This window comes from Caminibacter pacificus (genome assembly GCF_003752135.1).
Taxonomy (GTDB): Bacteria; Campylobacterota; Campylobacteria; order Campylobacterales; family Nautiliaceae; genus Caminibacter; species Caminibacter pacificus.
Map to the genome: position 1 here is coordinate 28,903 of NZ_RJVK01000004.1, position 18,627 is coordinate 47,529.

General features: G+C 34.4%; 20 protein-coding genes and 6 tRNA genes. 16 read left to right on the forward strand and 10 right to left on the reverse strand.

What is annotated here, in order from left to right:
- Nucleotides 1-15 precede the first annotated feature (15 nt).
- Nucleotides 16-1,098, forward strand: a complete 1,083-nt coding sequence (locus EDC58_RS07685; protein ID WP_123352938.1) for a hypothetical protein — start codon at nucleotides 16-18, stop codon at nucleotides 1,096-1,098.
- Here the strand turns inward: EDC58_RS07685 and EDC58_RS07690 are convergent.
- Nucleotides 1,073-2,782 (reverse strand): ABC transporter ATP-binding protein, encoded by a 1,710-nt coding sequence (locus tag EDC58_RS07690; RefSeq protein ID WP_123352939.1) that lies wholly within the window; start codon nucleotides 2,780-2,782, stop codon nucleotides 1,073-1,075. The two genes, EDC58_RS07685 and EDC58_RS07690, sit on opposite strands and share 26 nt — an antisense overlap.
- Nucleotides 2,783-2,803: 21 nt before the next feature.
- On the opposite strand from EDC58_RS07690, the gene EDC58_RS07695 reads away from it, so the two are divergent.
- Genes EDC58_RS07695 through EDC58_RS07710 form a run of 4 tightly spaced genes read left to right on the forward strand, consistent with a single transcriptional unit; the run spans nucleotide 2,804 to nucleotide 5,713 of the window.
- On the forward strand, nucleotides 2,804-3,181 hold the full coding sequence (locus tag EDC58_RS07695) for a rhodanese-like domain-containing protein (protein ID WP_123352940.1): 378 nt from the start codon (nucleotides 2,804-2,806) through the stop codon (nucleotides 3,179-3,181).
- A 48-nt stretch (nucleotides 3,182-3,229) separates the two neighbouring features.
- On the forward strand, nucleotides 3,230-3,691 hold the full coding sequence (locus tag EDC58_RS07700) for a PAS domain-containing protein (protein WP_123352941.1): 462 nt from the start codon (nucleotides 3,230-3,232) through the stop codon (nucleotides 3,689-3,691).
- Nucleotides 3,692-3,743: 52 nt separating this feature from the next.
- A complete protein-coding gene (locus tag EDC58_RS07705; RefSeq protein ID WP_123352942.1) occupies nucleotides 3,744-4,958 on the forward strand; it encodes a sensor domain-containing diguanylate cyclase in 1,215 nt (404 codons plus the stop codon).
- A gap of 23 nt (nucleotides 4,959-4,981) precedes the next feature.
- The gene (locus EDC58_RS07710) at nucleotides 4,982-5,713 is read left to right on the forward strand and encodes an EAL domain-containing protein (RefSeq protein WP_170151131.1); all 732 of its coding nucleotides are present in this window, start codon (nucleotides 4,982-4,984) and stop codon (nucleotides 5,711-5,713) included.
- Here the strand turns inward: EDC58_RS07710 and EDC58_RS07715 are convergent.
- A tRNA-Ala gene (locus EDC58_RS07715) sits at nucleotides 5,687-5,759 on the reverse strand. The genes EDC58_RS07710 and EDC58_RS07715 overlap by 27 nt on opposite strands.
- A 288-nt stretch (nucleotides 5,760-6,047) precedes the next feature.
- Between EDC58_RS07715 and EDC58_RS07720 the strand changes: the two genes are divergently transcribed.
- The 3 genes from EDC58_RS07720 (at nucleotide 6,048) to EDC58_RS07730 (ending at nucleotide 7,917) form a co-directional block, all read left to right on the forward strand.
- Complete coding sequence (locus EDC58_RS07720; protein WP_123352944.1) at nucleotides 6,048-7,139, forward strand: tyrosine-type recombinase/integrase; 1,092 nt, start codon at nucleotides 6,048-6,050, stop codon at nucleotides 7,137-7,139.
- Between the two features lie 203 nt (nucleotides 7,140-7,342).
- Complete coding sequence (locus EDC58_RS07725) at nucleotides 7,343-7,549, forward strand: ribbon-helix-helix domain-containing protein (RefSeq protein WP_123352945.1); 207 nt, start codon at nucleotides 7,343-7,345, stop codon at nucleotides 7,547-7,549.
- Complete coding sequence (locus tag EDC58_RS07730; RefSeq protein ID WP_123352946.1) at nucleotides 7,546-7,917, forward strand: type II toxin-antitoxin system VapC family toxin; 372 nt, start codon at nucleotides 7,546-7,548, stop codon at nucleotides 7,915-7,917. Before EDC58_RS07725 ends, EDC58_RS07730 begins: the two co-directional genes overlap by 4 nt.
- 16 nt (nucleotides 7,918-7,933) lie before the next feature.
- Here the strand turns inward: EDC58_RS07730 and EDC58_RS07735 are convergent, their stop codons facing one another.
- Complete coding sequence (locus EDC58_RS07735) at nucleotides 7,934-8,875, reverse strand: helix-turn-helix domain-containing protein (RefSeq protein ID WP_123352947.1); 942 nt, start codon at nucleotides 8,873-8,875, stop codon at nucleotides 7,934-7,936.
- A 108-nt stretch (nucleotides 8,876-8,983) separates the two neighbouring features.
- Here EDC58_RS07735 and EDC58_RS07740 point away from each other — a divergent pair, with 108 nt between their 5' ends.
- From EDC58_RS07740 to EDC58_RS07770, 8 genes are all read left to right on the forward strand, one after another.
- Nucleotides 8,984-9,247 carry a helix-turn-helix domain-containing protein gene (locus tag EDC58_RS07740; RefSeq protein ID WP_170151132.1) on the forward strand — a complete coding sequence of 88 codons (264 nt, stop codon included), beginning with the start codon at nucleotides 8,984-8,986 and terminating at the stop codon, nucleotides 9,245-9,247.
- On the forward strand, nucleotides 9,247-9,555 hold the full coding sequence (locus EDC58_RS07745) for a hypothetical protein (protein WP_123352948.1): 309 nt from the start codon (nucleotides 9,247-9,249) through the stop codon (nucleotides 9,553-9,555). The genes EDC58_RS07740 and EDC58_RS07745 overlap by 1 nt, the downstream gene beginning before the upstream one ends.
- A gap of 29 nt (nucleotides 9,556-9,584) precedes the next feature.
- A complete protein-coding gene (locus tag EDC58_RS07750) occupies nucleotides 9,585-9,965 on the forward strand; it encodes a hypothetical protein (RefSeq protein WP_123352949.1) in 381 nt (126 codons plus the stop codon).
- On the forward strand, nucleotides 9,962-10,204 hold the full coding sequence (locus tag EDC58_RS07755; protein ID WP_123352950.1) for a hypothetical protein: 243 nt from the start codon (nucleotides 9,962-9,964) through the stop codon (nucleotides 10,202-10,204). Before EDC58_RS07750 ends, EDC58_RS07755 begins: the two co-directional genes overlap by 4 nt.
- Nucleotides 10,204-10,983, forward strand: a complete 780-nt coding sequence (locus tag EDC58_RS07760) for a BRO family protein (protein ID WP_211325240.1) — start codon at nucleotides 10,204-10,206, stop codon at nucleotides 10,981-10,983. Before EDC58_RS07755 ends, EDC58_RS07760 begins: the two co-directional genes overlap by 1 nt.
- A 13-nt stretch (nucleotides 10,984-10,996) precedes the next feature.
- Nucleotides 10,997-11,164, forward strand: coding sequence for a hypothetical protein (locus tag EDC58_RS10090; RefSeq protein WP_170151133.1), 168 nt, complete (start codon nucleotides 10,997-10,999; stop codon nucleotides 11,162-11,164).
- Between the two features lie 24 nt (nucleotides 11,165-11,188).
- Entirely contained in the window at nucleotides 11,189-12,430 is a 1,242-nt protein-coding gene (locus tag EDC58_RS10095; RefSeq protein ID WP_170151134.1) for a hypothetical protein, read from the forward strand.
- A gap of 147 nt (nucleotides 12,431-12,577) precedes the next feature.
- The gene (locus tag EDC58_RS07770) at nucleotides 12,578-12,769 is read left to right on the forward strand and encodes a hypothetical protein (RefSeq protein WP_123352953.1); all 192 of its coding nucleotides are present in this window, start codon (nucleotides 12,578-12,580) and stop codon (nucleotides 12,767-12,769) included.
- Between the two features lie 1,312 nt (nucleotides 12,770-14,081).
- Here the strand turns inward: EDC58_RS07770 and EDC58_RS07775 are convergent.
- The 7 genes from EDC58_RS07775 to fliI all read right to left on the reverse strand — a co-directional run bounded on the left by EDC58_RS07775 (nucleotide 14,082) and on the right by fliI (nucleotide 18,592).
- Nucleotides 14,082-14,166, reverse strand: a tRNA-Leu gene (locus EDC58_RS07775).
- Nucleotides 14,167-14,192: 26 nt separating this feature from the next.
- Nucleotides 14,193-14,269, reverse strand: a tRNA-Arg gene (locus tag EDC58_RS07780).
- Nucleotides 14,270-14,294: 25 nt separating this feature from the next.
- Nucleotides 14,295-14,371 (reverse strand) — tRNA-Arg (locus EDC58_RS07785).
- Nucleotides 14,372-14,388: 17 nt separating this feature from the next.
- Nucleotides 14,389-14,465, reverse strand: a tRNA-His gene (locus EDC58_RS07790).
- Between the two features lie 46 nt (nucleotides 14,466-14,511).
- Nucleotides 14,512-14,589, reverse strand: a tRNA-Pro gene (locus EDC58_RS07795).
- A gap of 44 nt (nucleotides 14,590-14,633) precedes the next feature.
- Entirely contained in the window at nucleotides 14,634-17,282 is a 2,649-nt protein-coding gene (locus tag EDC58_RS07800; RefSeq protein WP_123352954.1) for an EAL domain-containing protein, read from the reverse strand.
- 11 nt (nucleotides 17,283-17,293) lie between these two features.
- Complete coding sequence (fliI, locus tag EDC58_RS07805; RefSeq protein WP_123352955.1) at nucleotides 17,294-18,592, reverse strand: flagellar protein export ATPase FliI; 1,299 nt, start codon at nucleotides 18,590-18,592, stop codon at nucleotides 17,294-17,296.
- Nucleotides 18,593-18,627 lie beyond the last annotated feature (35 nt).

Below are 18,627 nucleotides of genomic sequence, written 5' to 3' on the forward strand. Positions count from 1 at the left end.
TAAAGGTTGCGGTTTATGTTTTATTTACCGAGTAAAGAAGAGTGTGATTATATCGTTGAGAATTCCAAGCAGTTTTTTAGAAAAGATTTCGAATTTTTGGGAAAAGAAGTAGCGGTGTATCATTATAAACAAGGGGATTTTGAAGAGTTTAAGAAATATAATGCATGGGAGCTTAGGGCTCTTACTTTTATTAAAAACGACGGAAAATGGGAGAGATTTTTAGGGATTCATAAGTTTTTCGAGCTAAACCAAGCGCCCGGTTGGATGGTGGAGGATTTGATAGATAAAAAAATTATAAAAGTCCAAGAAAAAATAGACGGAACGCTTATGCAGCCTATATTGATAGACGGAAAAATTTACTTTAAAAGCAAACTAAGATTCGATTCTTATCAGGCGTTGCGTTCTAATGAAATCTTGAAAAAATCTCCTAATTTAAAAGAGTTTATTTTGAAATGTTTTGATGAGGGGAAAATTCCTCTTTTTGAGTATGTTTCTGAAAAAAGTCAGGTGGTAATGGATTATGGAAAAGAAGCTTTGATTTTAATTCAGGTGAGGGACTTAAAAACCGGGGAGTATGATTTGGAATTTGAAAAAAAGGCGCAAAAATATAATGTCGAGTGTGCGCCGGTGTGTGAGCCGAAACCTTTGAGAGATTATTTGGAAGAAAAAGAGGTTTGTGTTAGTAAAGAGGGGTGGGTTTTGATATTTGAAGATATGAAATTCGTAAAACTCAAAACCGACGAATATCTAAAAAGACATAAAATTTTAGGGGATATAAAAGAGAACAATATCATCCAAATGGCGCTTGATAGGAATATTGATGATTTGTATGGGATTTTGAATCCAAAAAGCGAAAAATACGAATATGTAAAAGAGATTCACGAATTATTTAACAAAAAATATCACAACCTAAAAAGAGATATCAAAAAAGCTCTTAAACTTCCAAAAAGCGAAATGAAAAAACGCTTTGCAAACCACCCTCAGTATGAAGTTATAGCGCTGTGTCATAAAAGAAAAGATTTAAGCGAGCTTGACGAGTGGCTCAAAAAACAGACAAAAAAACTAAAAGGCGCTAAGAAGTTTTTGGAGAGAGAGTAACGATTTTTTTGTCTTTTACCATCAAAATCTCTTCGGCTTTTGAGATTGTCTCGGCTCTGTGCGCGATGATGATAGAGGTTCTGGATTTTAGGAAAGGTTCTATGTTTTTGAATACTTTATCTTCCGTTTCGATATCAAGGGCAGAGGTGGATTCGTCTAAAATTACTATTTTGGGCTTATGAAGCAGGGCTCTTGCAATTGCTACGCGCTGTTTTTGCCCGCCGCTGAGTTTTACTCCGTTTTTACCGACATACGTATCGAGTTTTTCAGGCCACTTTTCGACCGTATCTTTTAGCTCAGCAAGTCTCAGAGCTTCCCATATTTCTTGTTCGTCAAAATTTTTGCCGAGTGTAAGGTTAAAACGCAAAGTGTCGTTAAAGAGTCTTGTTTCTTGCAAAATCAATGCGACGTTTTGGCGGATTTTGTCCAGGCCTATTTCTTTAAAACTTGCGCCGTTATATAAAATATCGCCGTCATTCGGTACGAAAAATCCCGAAATCAGCTTTGCAAACGTGGTTTTTCCGCCACCGCTGGCGCCAATTAGTGCGGTAATTGTGTTTGGTTTTATGGTAGCGTTTGCGTTTTTTAGTATCCAATCGCTCTCTTTATATTTGAAGCTTAAGTTTTTGACTTCTATTGTGACGTTTTGAGAAAAAGGGTCTTTTTTATGCGGAAAAATAGGTTCTTTTTGAAGCTCCAGCACTTCGTTTATTCGCTCAAGAGCCGCTTTTGCGCCGAAATATGCGTATTGGATATTGATAATCTCTTGCATAGGGCTCATCATAAACCAAAGATACCCAAATACTGCCAGCATCAGTCCGATACTCAAAGTATCGTATGCAACCGCCAAAATTCCGGCGGCTCTAAATACCTCGAATCCTATCAAAAATATCAAAAAACTCGCCCTACTAAACGCCTCGCTTTTGTAGCTGAATTCAAAAGACTTTTGTTTGAGCTCTTTTGATAAACCTATAAGTTTTTTGAAAAAGAAGTTTTCTTTGTTGTATGCTTTTATCTGCTCGAAAAGCTCAAGCGTTTCTATCAGTGCTTCTTGGAAGATACTTATTGCCTTGTTTTGTTCGCGTTTATATTTTTTGACTTTTCTGGCGATTTTACCAGACAGCACAACGACAAAAGGATTTAAAAGCAATATAAAAAGTCCGAGTTTCCAATTGATAAGAAGAAGTACAACCGCCACTCCTATTAACGTAAGTGCTGAAATTACGAATTTTGAGACCGATTTTATTAAAAATTCTTCTACAGTATTTACGTCGCTAATCAGACGACTTGCGATATCCCCCGTTTTTAGGTTTTCGTATTCGTTTAGGGAAAGTCTTTTCAGGTGTTCTAAGACGCGGATTCTAATTTTGTAAGTGATGTCTTTGGTTATTTTTTCAAAAAAGTATGTTTGTGCGACGTTTAGGGCTATAAAGGCGCTTCTTAAAAAGACCACCACAAAAAGAGTGACTAATACGTAACAAAACGCAGAGCAGTTTCCGAAAACCGCACTTATGGTCTTGGTCCATAAGCCGGGCTTATGTAAAAGTACTTCATCTATAAGTAAAGGCATTAAAAGGGGTATCGGTATTGATATTATAGTGGCTATTAATGCTATAATCTGAGCGAGAATAAATTCGCGTTTGTATTTTTTTATTTCGTTTAGTAGTTTTTTGAAACTATACAATTTCAGCCTTTAGGAGTTTTTATGAAAAAAATTATACTATTATTTTTTGCGATAGCCGCTTTTGGTTTTACTTCTGTGGACGCTACGGTTGAGAATATAAAAAAACTCCGTAATCAAAACATTACGATTGTAGATATAAGAACGCCTCCGGAGTGGGAAGCTACGGGTGTGATACCGGGAGCCTTAAGAGATACGTTTTTTCTGCGTGACGGGTCGATAAATAGGGATTTTTTGCAAACTCTTAAAAAAAACGGAGTGAAAAAATTCGCAATTATATGTCGTACGGGACATAGGAGCGCTGTAGCTGCCGAAATTTTGGAAAAAAACGGAATAGAGGTGATTAATCTAAAAGGTGGTATGTTTAGGTTGATGAAGGATATGTTGAAAAGAGAGTTTTAATTTGTAAAAAAAATATGCCGATGTTGTTTTAAAGTATCGGAGGAGCGTATGAAAATAGAAGATTATCTCAAACTTTTTGAAGAAAACCCTTATGTTTCTGTTATTTTGTATAGAGAAAAGATAATTTATGCAAATAAGACTTTTTGTGATTTGATAGGAATGAGCAAAGAGGAGATAATTAAAATCGCTCCGGAGGATGTGTTTCCCGATGAAAATTTAAGAAAAAAAATAAGAGAGACAATAAACAGACGCTTAAAAGGAGAGGTCTTTCACACTCCTTATCCTCCTCTTGAAATAGTCACTAAAAATAAAAAAAGAACTTATATAAAGTTTTTGTCTCAAACAGTCGAATACGAAGGAAAATATGCCGGTTTGGCTATTGCTTTGAATGTTAGCGAGGATGTGAAAAAAAACTTTTTAATCGATATTTTGAAAGATATCAACCAGACGATAATTACAAAAGAGAGCGAAAAAGAGATTTTTGAAAACATAGCCGAAAATATTCTATAAAAAAGGCGCTTTTGAGTGCGTGTGTATTTCTATTCGTAATGAAGAAACTAATATGATGGAGCCTAAGTATTGCCGGGGGAATTTTGATGAAAAGTTGTCTTTAAAAATAAGAGAAAATCTAAAAGCAGATGAAAAATACAAAAATCGATGTAGTGCTGTAAAATATCTGCTTGATGATGAATTTTTGGTGATAAATTCTATTGAAGAGTTTAACTTTGTCAATGAGGATATTAAAAAAGATTTGTTAAGCAAAAACTACAACTCAATACTCTTTTTCCCTATTAACAAAGAGGGGAAAATATACGCTTCAATCGGTGTTTGTTCCAAATATGTCGATGATTTCGATAGTAAAACGCTTGCGATTTTCGAAGAAGCCAAGCAAGATATAGAGTTTGCTCTCAAAAAGAGCGAAAATATGACCTATCTGAAACTTTTACAAGAAGCTCTTGATAAAGCTTATTCGTGGGTTTTGATAACGGATGAAGACGGAAAAATTTTATATGCGAACAAAAGCGTTGAGGAGGTGAGCGGTTATAGTTTTTCTGAGATTTTCGGAAAAACTCCGAGTGTTTTTAAATCCGAATATCACAACGAAGAGTTTTATCAAAAGCTTTGGAATAAAATATCAAACGGCGAAATTGTAGAAACTACTCTCATAAATAAAGACAAATACGGTAAATCTTTTTATCTAAAAACCAAAATAATTCCGCTTTTGGCTCCGAACGGGAAAAAATATTTTATTTTTTTGGCGCTTGATATAACTCACGAAAAGAAACTCCAAAACAAACTCAAAAAAGACCTGATTACCGGACTTTTAAATAGAAGCGAGTTCGTAAAACTCCTAAAACAAAAACTAAACGATAATAAATACGCACTGATAATTGTGGATTTGAGAGACTTTAAAATATTCAATCAATTAAACGGAAACGCGCAAGGTGACGCGCTTTTAAAAGATATGGCAAAACTCCTCAAAGAGACCTTTTCAAACGCATTTATTTCGAGAATAGGAGGTGATGAGTTTGCCGTTTTGACCGAATATTCGAGTAAAAACGAAATTACTGCTTCAATAAATAGGCTGATGCACAAAATAAAACATCTAAGAAACTTTCATAATAAAATCTCCGCAAACGTTGGAATAGCATTGTATCCAGAGCATTCGAAAGATATTGTAAAACTGATAGAAAAAGCGTATCTTGCGCTGGAGATTGCAAAACAAAAAGGAGATTTCGCGAGCGAATTTTTTAGCGAAGATATCAGAAAAAAATAGAAGAATACTCGGACGTAAAAGAGTTGATAATAAAAGCTATTAAGAAAAACGCTTTTGTGTATCATTTTCAGCCTTATGTAGATGCAAAAAGTTTTGAGATAGTGGGGGCTGAAATACTTTTGAGGATTGATTTGAACGGCAAACTGATTTATCCGGACGTTTTTATAGATTTTGCCGAAAATAGCGGCTATATTAAGGAGATTGAAAAAATAATGTTTCCTAAATATATCGAATATCTAAAAAAACTCGATATATCTCTTTCTTTTAATATCTCCGGAAAATCTCTTAGTGATGAAAAACATATCAAAACTCTTTTTAGAGAATACGAAAATTTGCCGGTTATTATAGAATTGACAGAGCGCGAAATAGCCGGAAATATCGAATATACGAAAGAAATTTTCAGTTTTTTTAAACAAAAAGGCTTTAAACTCTCAATCGATGACTTCGGTACCGGGTATTCGTCACTTACATATCTCAAAGATTTACCGGCTGATTTTATAAAAATTGATATGTCATTTATTAAAAATATAGAAAATTCTACAAAAGATTTGGCTATTGTAGAAACGATAATAAACTTCGCTCATAAATTCGGGTTAAAAACGGTTGTTGAGGGAGTAGAAACAAAAACGCAAGTGGAAATACTACAAAAACTTAATGCAGATTGTCTTCAGGGATACTATTTTGCAAAACCAATGCCGTTTGAAGAGTTAAAGGATTTTTTGAACAAGTGGAGACAACGGGACTCGAACCCGTGACCCCCACGCTGCCAGCGTGGTGCTCTACCAGCTGAGCTATGTCCCCGTTTGTGATAGATATTTTACTAAAAATTGAATAAAATGCAAAGGTTTTATTAGGAAAATTATAATGTCAGACACTAAACAAAGTGATTTTTAAAATGGTGCGGGAGAGAGGACTCGAACCTCCACGCCGTATTTTTCATTGATTTTCTTTCGTTTGATTTTACCCCGTATTTTAGGGCTTTTTGGAAATTATTTTTTGATATGATATACTTTGATTTGATATGAAATAGCTAAAAAACGGACACCCAAGAGGACACCCGGCGGGGTGGAGGCAGAATGGAGGCAAGCAATGGCTATCAATTCAAAAGAGTTTAAAAGTATAGGTTTAGCAAATATCAAACAGCATAAAAAAGATAAGCTGAAATTTTTATTTGATTTTAGAGTCAATGGTAAAAGATACAGAAAGGTAGTGACTTTACAAGAACGTCCGAATTGGAGTTTGAGAGAGTATAAAAAAGAGCTGGTTAGTATGCTTAATCAATATAGGGAAGATATTTTAAGCGGATATAAACTCAATGAGACGTTAAGCGTTGATGACGTGTTTGAACTATATGTGAAAAATAATCCCGTATCTGAGAATTGGGATAACAAAAGACGCAGGATATATAACTTATACCTCAAAAACGAAATAGGCAGAAAGAAAATAGGCAAGGTAAAAGAGATTGACTTATTACAAATTCTTACGGCTCTTAAAGATAAAGGCTTGAAAAGCACTACAAGAAAAAGAGTGCTTGATGTTATTAAGCCCGTGTTTAAATTCGCTCACCGCAATAAAATTATCAAAGAAAATCCGGCAGAGAATATCAACGTAAAAGTAAAAGATACTAAAAAAATGGTAACGAATGCCGGAGAAAAGCTAAAAAAAGTATATACCGGCATAATGGAAGTATTTGCCGACGACCCGTTTTACAGGGCTTTATTTTTATTCGCTCTTACAGGCAGAAGAAAAAGTGAAATACTCAATTTAAAATGGGAACATATTGATTTTGAGAATAATTACTATTGGATAGCTGATACTAAGCCGAATGAAAATCAGCGTTATGACCTGCCGCCTATTATTAAGCTGGCTCTGCTTGAGTTAGGTCCAAAAGCAAGCGGCTATGTGTTTGAAAGTCCGGTAAAAAAAGGTAAGCCTATAAATAAAATCGATAGACAGGTGGATAAATTAAAAGAGCATATCAAAATGCCTGAATTTCATATGCACTACTGCCGTAATATTTTAACGTCCGCCCTGCTTGAAAAAGGCGTTTCCACATCTATTTTATCCGGCGTATTAGGGCATAAGAACGCAACGACTATCAATAAGTATGTGAGTATCAATTATCACGCCTCTACCCAAAAAGCAAATCAGGAAATGCTTGAAATAATAGAGCCGAAATAAGCCTCTTTTTCTTTTGGGCTATATACATACCTACTGAGGTAGTTTTTTGATTGTAGGCTATTTTAGGTCGAATTATAAAGATATTTTGTGGGATAATGAGCTACAAAAATTATTTCCACCTGCTCTTGCTCCTATATATTATAGCAAACGAAATCAACCTCATCGCTTATTATATGATATAATGATAATAAAAAAGGTATATTATGAAAACGGCTCAAGTTTATTTTGAAGACAATATATTTGAGCAACTACAAAAAGAAGCTCAAAAGAGAAATATTACTATATCTGAACTTATACAGGAATTAGTGCAAACGAGCATTAAGAAAAAACCCGCTTTTGATAAAATGGTTGGAATTTGGAAAGATAAAAATATTGATATTGAAGAAATTAGAAAAAAAGCGTGGAGATGATTTTATTAGATACAAATATATTAATTGAGATATTTAAAGGAAATGAAAGCATTGCTACAAAATTAAGCTCTTTAGATGAGGACTTTGCAATTTCATCTATTACGCAAATGGAACTTTATTATGGAGCTTTTAACAAGAGGGAAATTCATCAGCTTGATAAATTTTTATCAGACTTTTATATTTATCACTTAACCCCGGCTATTTCTATAAAAGCAGTGGAGCTTATCAAAACATACTCTAAAAGCCATAATTTGAACCTGCCTGATGCTCTTATAGCTGCTACAGCTATTATAAAACAAACGCCTCTTATTACTCTTAATTTGAAAGATTTTAAATATATTGATGAATTAGAAATAATAACTATATAATTTTTGATGAGGTGTATTAAATATCTTCCACCTCATCCTTGAACTTGAGTAACTTCTCTATTATCTTATCTTTAAACGCAGGCGGGGCGTATTTTAGCAGTTCGCATATCTGTTTGTCTTTTGGGTCGGTTGGGGCTGGGATACTTTGGGATTTTTCAAATTTTCCAATTTTAAATTGATAATGTTTTATATTTTCTTTTGTTAAGGTAATACCTTGTTGAAGTAATGTATTAAAATTTATTAGTATTTGTGCTTTTATATCGTGTATTTCTTTTATAGTTATACCTATATTCCCTAAATCAGTAGCAACGATTAAATTTAAGTTTTTTATAAAATCAAATAAATTGAGATTATCAAAATTTTTTAATATATATTCAATAACATTTTTTTCAAAAAAATCTTTAGGATTAAAAGTATTGATAGCGACAACCGCTATTATTTGAGATATAAGACATTGTTTATATTTGTCTTCTTTCAAATTTTTTAAAATTATTTCTTCTTCTTTATCAGAATTTATAAAATCTATCTCTATGTCTTTATAGCAATTAATTAAATTATTAAAAGATAATGGTGACGAGTTTGAATTTACGATAAAATTAGTGTTTTTATTAAAATAATTAAATACTAATTCTGATAAAAATATTTGATAGTCTTTTTTAGTAATATCAAAATTTAAGAAATAAAGTAATAGTCTAAAATTTTTGCTAAATTTAGTTAATAAATGCTGTTTCACATATTTTTCACTTATATCTATATCTATGTCTACATTAAAAATAGAACTATCTATTCCATACAGAGCAGAGATGCCTTGGATATACTTTATTCTTTCATTGAAATCCAATTTGCCTTTCTCATATCTTTCAATTGTGGTTGGGGAAACTTCCAAATATTCAGCAATTTTTTTTCTGCTATATCCTAAATCTTTTCTTAATCTTTCTAAAAGCTCATTTTTTTTCATATTTCTCCTTTTATAATACAAGGATAATTTTGTATCATACAAAAAATATGATACAATACTTTTGTAATCATATAATACCAAAAAACACACCACCACAAAGGAGTGAAAATGAATAGAGCGGAACTGCTAAGTCAGCTTGGAGTAGATGAGGTGCAAAGACTTATGGCTGAGGCAATTAAAGGTATGGTGAAAAAAGAGTGGTTAACGCCTGAGGAACTGCAAGAGGAATACGGCATAAGCATTCACGCACAAAACAGAATGAGAATGGAAAGACGCATTCCATACAGCAAAGTCGGGAAATTCATCAGATACAAAAGGAGCGAGATTGAAAAATGGCTTGAAGACCACAAAATCGAAATGGTAGGCGGGTAATGAAATCTATCAATTGGAGAACGCTTAACAGCCGACGTGTAATTGAGTGTATAGATAAGCTGTTAGCTGGAGAAGAGCTAAATAGAGTCGTAAATAACTGCTCTTTTACGCATTTATCAAAAATAATCGTGGAGATAAGAAAGTATATCGGCAAAAGCGGCATAGTGAATATTCCAAGCGGTATAGGAAAAATCACAAGTTATAAATTAGCAAACGATGATGAGGTAAAGCAAAGGTTATTAGAGTTAAAAGATGAAATCATAGACAGAATAGAGGCAAAAGCCTCTAAGGGTATCAAATCAAAATAGCAAAAAATTATAACATAAAGGGGTATCAAATGAAAATAGCAAGAATAATTCCGGTAGAAGATGAAAAAGCGATAGCAATAACGCCAAGAGGTGAGAGTAAGTTAGTCAGTTTAAAAGATGAAATGGCTCATTTTTGGAATAAACATCCTTTAATAGAACTATCAAGAGATGACATAATCAGCAATTTAAGCGATGCGGATGTCGAGCTGGATAACGTTTTGGCTTTTATAAGTGCCCTTGATAGTTTTATAGCCGATAAATTTATTCAAGATGACGATTTGGACGAATACACCAAAGACAATGCGAGAAACGCTCTACGGCTCTTAGACAAAATCACTGAAAGTCTTGATACTATCCAAAGAAGAATAGGAACTTCCACATATGCGATTATGCAAAAGGATATTAAATGAATGAAACTATCTGTCATATTGATAGAACGGCTAAAAATATTGATATTGCCCTTAGGTTTTTGGGTGAAAAAACGGACAGGCTGAGTGAATTATTAAAGATATTTGATGAAAAATGTGAGATGAAAGATGAGGTTATAGCATTCGATGAGGTTGTGAATGATATTAACGAGCTTTATGAACTGCTTAACAATCTAAGTGAAGAATTGAAAGAGCAAATATTATCATTGGAGGGGAAATAATGGAAATCAAAGTATTCAATAATCACCAATTCGGAGCGGTAAGAGTTTTAAAAGATGAGGCAGGTGAACCTTGGTTTGTAGCAAAAGACGTCGCAACTATACTTGGATACAAAAGACCGGCAGACGCTATTAGACAATTAGTGGATAAAGAAGACAAAGGGGTCGGTAAAATACCGACACCCGGTGGAATGCAAGAGATGACTATTATTAACGAAAGCGGTTTTTATGCGTTGGTTTTCAATAGTAAACTCCCACAAGCCAAAAAATTCAAACGCTGGGTAACAAATGAAGTATTACCGGCAATTAGAAAACACGGCTTATACGCCACAGATGAAGTAATAGAAAAGACTTTAAATAATCCTGACTTTATGATTGAGATTTTACAAAAATTCAAAGAGGAAAAGCAAAAGAGGATAGAACTTCAACAAGAGCTCCAGCAAAACCTGCCTTATATAGTTTTTGCTAAGCAGGTAGAAACTTCCAAAACTTCAATCAAAATAAGAGAATGGGCGAAAATCATAAGCAAGAGAGGCTATACAATAGGTCAAAACCGGCTTTTTAAATGGCTAAGGGATAACGGCTATCTTATGATAAATAATGAGCCGTATCAGGCGTATATAGACAGGGGATATTTTGAAGTTAAAACCAAGGCAATTCATACGCCTACCGGGGAAAAACAGGTTAAGACAACCTATGTAACTTCAAAGGGTCAGGTGGCGTTGACTGAAAAAATTATCGAATATTTAAAAGCAAAAAAAGCGGCTTTACAAGCTGGATGAGTAAGGATTATCAATGAAAAACGCTGAGGTAAAAATATATAAATTAGACAACGGCTTATATCAGATAGAGGCAGGTAAAAAAGCTATCGTATTACCGGCTAAAAGCAAGTCTGAGGCATTAAAAAAGGCTTGCCGCTACCTGCCTATTGATTGTAACAAAATCGCCTTACAGGAAAAATAACAACCTCATCAAAAAGGGAAATTAATGAGAGAGTTTATAACGATAAGGCAAAAAGCCTTTTATGAGTTTCTAAGTGATTATAACAAAGATAAGCCAAAAGAGCAACAGATATGGCTGGATTTAAAAGATATAGCTATATTTGAATATATAGCTCAGTTATGCACCACAGAACACAAAAAGATTAAACAAAGCAGAATAATCATCAACGATACGGAATATACTCATATAGCTTACAAAAAGATTATTGAGGATAATCCGCTTTTGAATATTTCCACTAAAAGACAGATGTTAAGGATAATTGAAAAACTGCAAAAATTAGGCTTAATTAGAAAATATTTTGCATTAGAAAAAGGCAGTAAAACATACTTCACCTTAGGACATACAGGTCTTACCCTTACGACATCAATGTCCGAGGTGGTAGGACATCAAAGTCCGACCCCTTTCGACACGAATGTCTTACCCCCTAAGACATCAATGTCTGACAATAGTAAGTATAATATAGATAGTTATAATAGTAAGAATAAAATAGAAAGAATTAAATATATATACGCAAATCTTTCTTTTTTTGAAAAAAAACTTTTTATTCTCTTAGGAAACTTACAAAAACATTTTGAAACTTATAATCTAAAAGTTAACACCTATAAGAAACATTTAGAAGTATTTAGGGGATTATCATCTAAGTATGAAGAAGTAGAACTCATAACGGCTATATATGCAAGAGCTATTAAGGCAATAAGAGAGACAAGCGGTAGTCAGTTAAAGACAATAGCAAATCCAAACTTCCTAAAAGCAAGTATGGAAGACTTACTATTAGAGGCTAAAGAGTTTATGGAATATGAGGATTTAGGTGAGGATAGTATTGAAACTGAGTTTTATTTTATGGCTGATACGGGAACATATTTGAACTTTTATAGTGAGATAGACAGATACTCAGGAGAATTTATAGACAAATCTGGTAATGCGATAAATATTTCAACGTTAGAGGAAGACATATTCTTAATGAGAGAGTATTTAAAGCAGTTTGGTATTGAGCTTATAAGTGAAATAAAATCTGATACTTTAGACGATGCAATTAAAAATATTCCTTATGAAATAATGGTCGGTAGATATTTTCACTCTCTTTTAGATGAGGAACTTTTAAAACATTGGTATGGTATTAAAACCCTTGATGATTTTGTGAATTTTTATAATGAATATTTAAAAACAAAAAAAGTAAATTACAAAGACTTAAAACTTCAATTAATGGAAAAAGTCTCAATCAAATAAAACACTCTCAAATTGCCCTATATTAGCCTCTACAATCAACGAAAATGATTTTCAAGTATGTAGGTAGCCGATGAGGTTTAAAAACGCTCATACCGGCTTTTTCAATTATGATATAATGAAGTAATGATTAAGTGTAAGGCTGGATAAATGAAAGATATTATTTTAATGTGGAAAATAGCAAGGTTTGTTATTGCTTTAACAATAGCGGTCGTAAGCTGGGTGATATTGAGTATTGTTTTAACTATTTTCATCAAAAACGATATTGCGGCTTTAATAATCTCAACTTCTTTTATTTTGCTTACGCTTTATCTTTACACTAAGGAACTTATAAGAGAATAAGCGGGTCCTGCTTAGCGAAAGTTTTGGCTGCGGGGCTTGCGACTCCCAAAATTCACTCACACAATACAATTTTTTTAGGTTTAAATATTTCAATAATCATTTTTGAAACTTCTTTTTAAAAGCAAGGAATATCGGTAGTTTTTAAGCAGTTTTTCAAAAATTATTGTTTAACATTATTGAAACTTTTAGGTTTACTTCAAGGAATGATTTTAAATCGCTTACATTATATAGCGATTTTTCATTGTTTGAATATTTGAAGTAAAAATTTTCGTTATGAGTGTATGAAATTTGGAGTCGCGAGTGCCCGCAAATGAAATTCAAGCAAAAAAGGACCCAACAAGGACCTTAAAAAGCAAGCGGGTCCTTTGAGGTGAAAATCGCCTGCGGTGGTCGCCAACCCCAGCTTTTACACACACAAAACTGAAAAAAAAGTGGTTAACATTCTTGACAAAATGCTTAATATTCCCGAAATATAGGAGTTTTTAAAGAGTTAACCGATGTCAAGTAGTTAACTATCGGTTGACAAATTTAGTTAATTTTTTTCTTTAAATATACCGAAATTTAGGGCTTCTAAGAGAGTTAACCAAAAAGTTAACCACTTGACAAAAAATGTCAACCAGTTGACATAATACTTGACAAAAATTTATCTGTTTAAAAGTAGGAAAATTGTCGAAAATTAGGAGATGTTACGGCTTTTTATAATGTCAACTGATTTGTCAACCAAAATGTCAACCGCTTGACAAAAAGTTAACCAAGGAGTTAACCAGTTAACTTTTGAGAGGGGGTGGGTTAAAGATTATTTACCCTGCATATTAGCAATCGGACGCTTAGCCTTGCAAAAACAAAAACCGCTTTTAAGGGGGTGGGGTATCCTGCTTACCGACCCCTTGCTAAGCCCCTGTCTAAGCTCAGCAATACAACACTGCAACTGCTTATGAACTCCTTTTTTATCGGCATAATCCCAGCTAAAAGTGAAAAAAAGCACCATAAATTCCCAGCTTTTGCCTATAAAGGTGAACTGGTTATCAGAAAAAGTTAACAGAAGTTTACGGGCAAATTGAAAAGTCAACAAAAGGCAACAAGATTTTTGACAAGGAAACAAAAGGAAACACAGCTTTTGAAAGTTTCCATAAAACTAAACAAATATTTTGAAAATTTTAGTAAGTGTGAAGTTTTGAAACATTGTTTTTGATGAATAGATTATGAATTAAATGAAGTTGAAATTTGAGAAAATTGATTAAAAACGGACACCTTTGAGGACACCTCATCAGTTTAAAAGTTATCAAAACATCGTATTTATGGGGGTTTCAAATGGTGCGGGAGAGAGGACTCGAACCTCCACGCCTTGCGGCACCAGATCCTAAGTCTGGCGCGTCTGCCAGTTCCGCCACTCCCGCTTATTAGGAGAAATTTATGATAAAAGTGGTACGCCCTGCAGGACTCGAACCTGCGACCTACGGCTTAGAAGGCCGTTGCTCTATCCAGCTGAGCTAAGGGCGCTTATTTTTTAAAGCTTTTTAGGTTTTGGCGCGTCCGGTAGGACTCGAACCTACAACCTACGGATCCGAAGTCCGTTGCTCTATCCAGTTGAGCTACGGACGCTGAACTGGATAGAGCAATGGGGTGGATGACCGGACTTGAACCGGCGACCTCCAGGGCCACAACCTGGCGCTCTAACCACCTGAGCTACACCCACCACAAGTGAGAAGCTCAGGTAAGCTTTCACTTATAGTGGGTTTAAATGGTCGGAGTGGAGGGACTCGAACCCCCGACCCCCTGGTCCCAAACCAGGTGCGCTAACCAAACTGCGCTACACTCCGTTTCGCTTGTCTTTGTGGATTGAAATTATAAGTAAAAAAATTTTTTATGTCAAGATTTTTTGGGAAGATTTTTTAAAAAGATTTTGTAATTTATTTAGAGGTAGAGGTTTTGAGTATAAAAATCCTTGAATCAGGTCGCAATTTAGTTCTTTTAAGGTTTTTTCTTGTGCTTTTGTCTCTACTCCTTCGGAAATGGTTTGCATATTGAATTTATTTGCGAAATCGAGGATTATTTCGAAGATTTTTTTATCGTTTTCGGATGAATTGATATTTTGTACGAAATCTTTATCTATTTTTAGGATATCTGCATAAAGGTTTTTTAGGTATTTAAAAGATGCGTAACCGCTGCCGAAATCGTCAATTGCTATTTTAAAACCTTTTTCTTTTAGTTTTTTAAAAATTTCGAAACTTCCGTCAACAAGTAATCTCTCGGTAACCTCTATAGTTATATTTTCTTCTATACCTTTAAAAAAAGAGATAATATTTTCAACGTGTTTTTTGTCTTTTAGTGAGGTTGATGAGAGATTAAAAGATATTGGTATTTTTATTTTTCTTGCGGTATCGGCTAATTTTTTTAGCATTTTTTGTTCTATTTGTTTGATTATTCCGCTTGTTTCGGCGTAAAGTATGAAGCTTTCGGTACTCATTTGGGTGTTTTTTATCCTCAAAAGCGCTTCCGCACCTATGAATTTTTTTTGTTTAAGAGAGTAATAAGGTTGGAAATAGTATTCGAAATCGTCGTTTTTTAGAGCTTTGTTTATGGCGCTTTTCGTTTTTATATATACGGTTAGGCTATGCGAGAGGCTCGGGTTGTATATTTCAAAGCTGTTTTCGTTTTGTTTTGCTATGTGAAGTGCGATTGAGGAGCATTCAAGCAGTCTTTTCGGGGTGTAGGCGTGTGAGAAATAATAAGCGATTCCGATATTTACGGAAGGGTTGTACTCCGGAAAAGTCAGGTTTTTAATTTTTTCTATTATTTGCTGGGCGTGGATAATTATTTCGCTTTCGTTGTTAAAAGGTATAAAAAGTGCGAATTCGTCGTTTCCTATTCTTGAGGGTAGATAGTTGGCAAAATTTTCTTTTAATATGTTTGCGATGTTTTTTAGGACGATGTCTCCGAATTTCGAGCCTTTTATTTTATTAATGATTTTGAAGTCTTTTATGTCTATAAGTAAAAGGGCGTATTTTTGGTTCGGATATTCTTCTATGATTTTTTTCGATTTTGTCAAAAATCCGTCTCTATTCAAAAGAGCCGTTAAAGAATCGAGGTATTGTAAATCGCTTATTTTCGCTTCGAGTTCTTTTTCTTTTGTAATGTTCATACCAAGGGAGACGAAGAAGTAGTTGTCGTTTACTTTTACGGGAACTATTCTGTCTTTTAGATAAAAAAGTGTACCGTCTTTGCGTTTGTTTATTATTTCCGTTTCGAAAACTTCACCTTTTGTGACCGTATTCCATAATTTTTTGTAAAACTCTTTATTATGTAGTCCCGATTTGAATATATTTGCGTTTTTGCCTATAAGTTCGTCTTTTGAGTAGCCGCTTAACTTAAATACTACGTCGTTTGCATAAAGGATGTTTCCTTGTTTGTCCGTTATTACTACCCATTGAAAACTTTTTTCAACCGCTTCTTTTAGGATAAATAAAATATTAGTAATAGTGATGTTTTCTATAGCTTTTTGGATATTCGTACTGATTTCGGTAAGAATTTCCGTTGTCGATGAATCGAAGTCGTTTTTGTATTTTGAGAAAATATCGATAGTGGCAATGAGCTTTTTGTTTATGACAATAGGCAAAGATATCAACGATTCGTAATCTTGAGGCGGTTTTTGAGGGTTGTTTATGAGATTCAAAGTCGCATCGATAAAAAGCTTTGATTTTTTAATAGTTTGAACGCACTTTTGCAAAAGTGTCAGTTCATTTTTTTCTTCAAGCAAAATTTTATTTATATCCGAAATCAATTTAAGAAGCATTTGGTGTTTAATCTCTTTGGTTTTATCTATTGCGAGTAAAAACCCGGCGTAATCGTGGTCGTAAAGGATTGTTTGGGAGAAAAACTTAAGATGTCTGCGGCTGTTGTTTAGGCTTTTCGTTTCTACTTCTACGAAATTAAAAAACTCTTCCCCTCTTAATCTTTTTTCGACGACTTTGTTTATTTTTTCTTTGAATTTATCAGGAAGAATATCGGTAGGGTTTAGGGTACATATGGTTTTTTGGTCGGTTTCTAATATGTCGCAAATAGTTTTGTTGGCGTAAATGAATTTGTTTTTGTATATCAAAACCCCGATATGAGGGGAGTTTTGGAGCGTGTTGTATATTTGAACGAGCTCTTCTTCTTTGCTGATATCTATACCTATTCCGAGAATCGTGTAGATGTTGTCGGTTTTGTCTATTACTTTTAGGATGTCTTTGAAAAAATGATATTTGCCGTTTTTGTCTTTGAATTTATATTTTAATACGAAAGTTTCTTGTTTTACTAATTTGGGTAGATTTTTTATAAGAGACTCTTTGTCTTCTGGGCTTAGGTTTTGAAGACATAGGTCTTTATTGAACTCTTCTGCGGAATATTGGGTGTAGTTTCCGGATTTTAGGAGTTTGAACTCCAATAGTTCCGCTTTTTCGTTTTCAATTTTTACACGTGTGATGTATGTTGTGGTGGGTAAGAGTTTGGAAATTTCGTTTTGTAAATCCATGGCTCGCTTTTTTAAACAAGATTATATAACATTTGGCGTATTTCATCAAAAGAAAAGAGCTCTTTTGGCGATTGTTTGAGGAAATTTTCCATCGCTTCTTTTTTGTTTATAGCTTCATCAAGCTCAGGGTCGACGCCTTTTTGATAAGCGCCTATTCGAATAAGCACTTCGTTTTCTTTCAAAAGAGCATATAAACGTTTGAATTTTTGAGCTTTTTGAAGATGCGTGTCATCTACGACGTTGCTCATAACCCTGCTTGCCGATTTTAGGATGTTTATAGGAGGGTATATACCGTAATCCGTTAGTTCTCTATCAAGAATAATATGTCCGTCAAGAATACTTCTCGCTTGGTCGGCTATCGGGTCTGCGGAGGTGTCGTCTCCTTCTACCAGCACGGTAAAAAATGCGGTAATAGCGCCTTTTCCTTTCTCTTTTCCGGCTCTTTCCATGAGTTGAGGCAAAAGCATAATGGAGCTTGGCGGGTAACCTTTTGAAGTAGGGGGCTCGCCCATGGCAAGACCTATTTCTCTTTGAGCCATCGCAAAACGCGTAACGCTATCCATCAAAAACAAAACGTCTTTGTTTTTGTCTTTGAAATATTCCGCTACCGCCATGGCGCTAAAAGCTCCGTATTTTCTCATTAGTGCGCTATCGTCGCTGGTTGCTACGATTATGACGGTGTTTGTTAAATCTCCACCCAAGTTATGCTCTATAAATTCCGGAATTTCTCTACCCCTCTCGCCGATAAGCGCTATGACTTTAATATCGGCTTTGCTGCCTTTTACTATCATACTCATAAGCGTCGATTTCCCAACGCCGCTTCCTGCAAAAATTCCGAGTTTTTGGCCGACTCCGCAGGTCAAAAGTCCGTCTATCGCTTTGACTCCCGTCGGGAAGGGAGTATCTATTACTCCTCTTTGAAGAGGGGATATCGGTTTTTTCATAATCGGATATTTAGTCTCGAATTTTATCTCCCCAAGACCGTCCACCGGTCTCATAAAAGGATCGACCACCCGTCCTAAAAGAGCCTCACCCACCGGAATTTGCATTCCTTCTTCGTCGATATAGACTTTGTCTCCGATTTTCAGGCCTTCAAGAAAACTAAAAGGAGTGACTACGAACTCTTTTTCTCTAAGAGCGGTAACCATTCCTAAAACTTCGTGGTTTTGAGAAACTATTTTTACGATATCTCCCACACTCGGGTTTAAGCCGTGGGCTATTAAGTTTGTTGCGTTTATGTTTTTTATATAACCGAAAGGTTTGCTTAGAGGCTTTTGTTTTAGTTTCTCTTTTATTGATTTTAGGCTCATATTCCTTCTTTTGAGTTTTATTTACTTTTATGGTA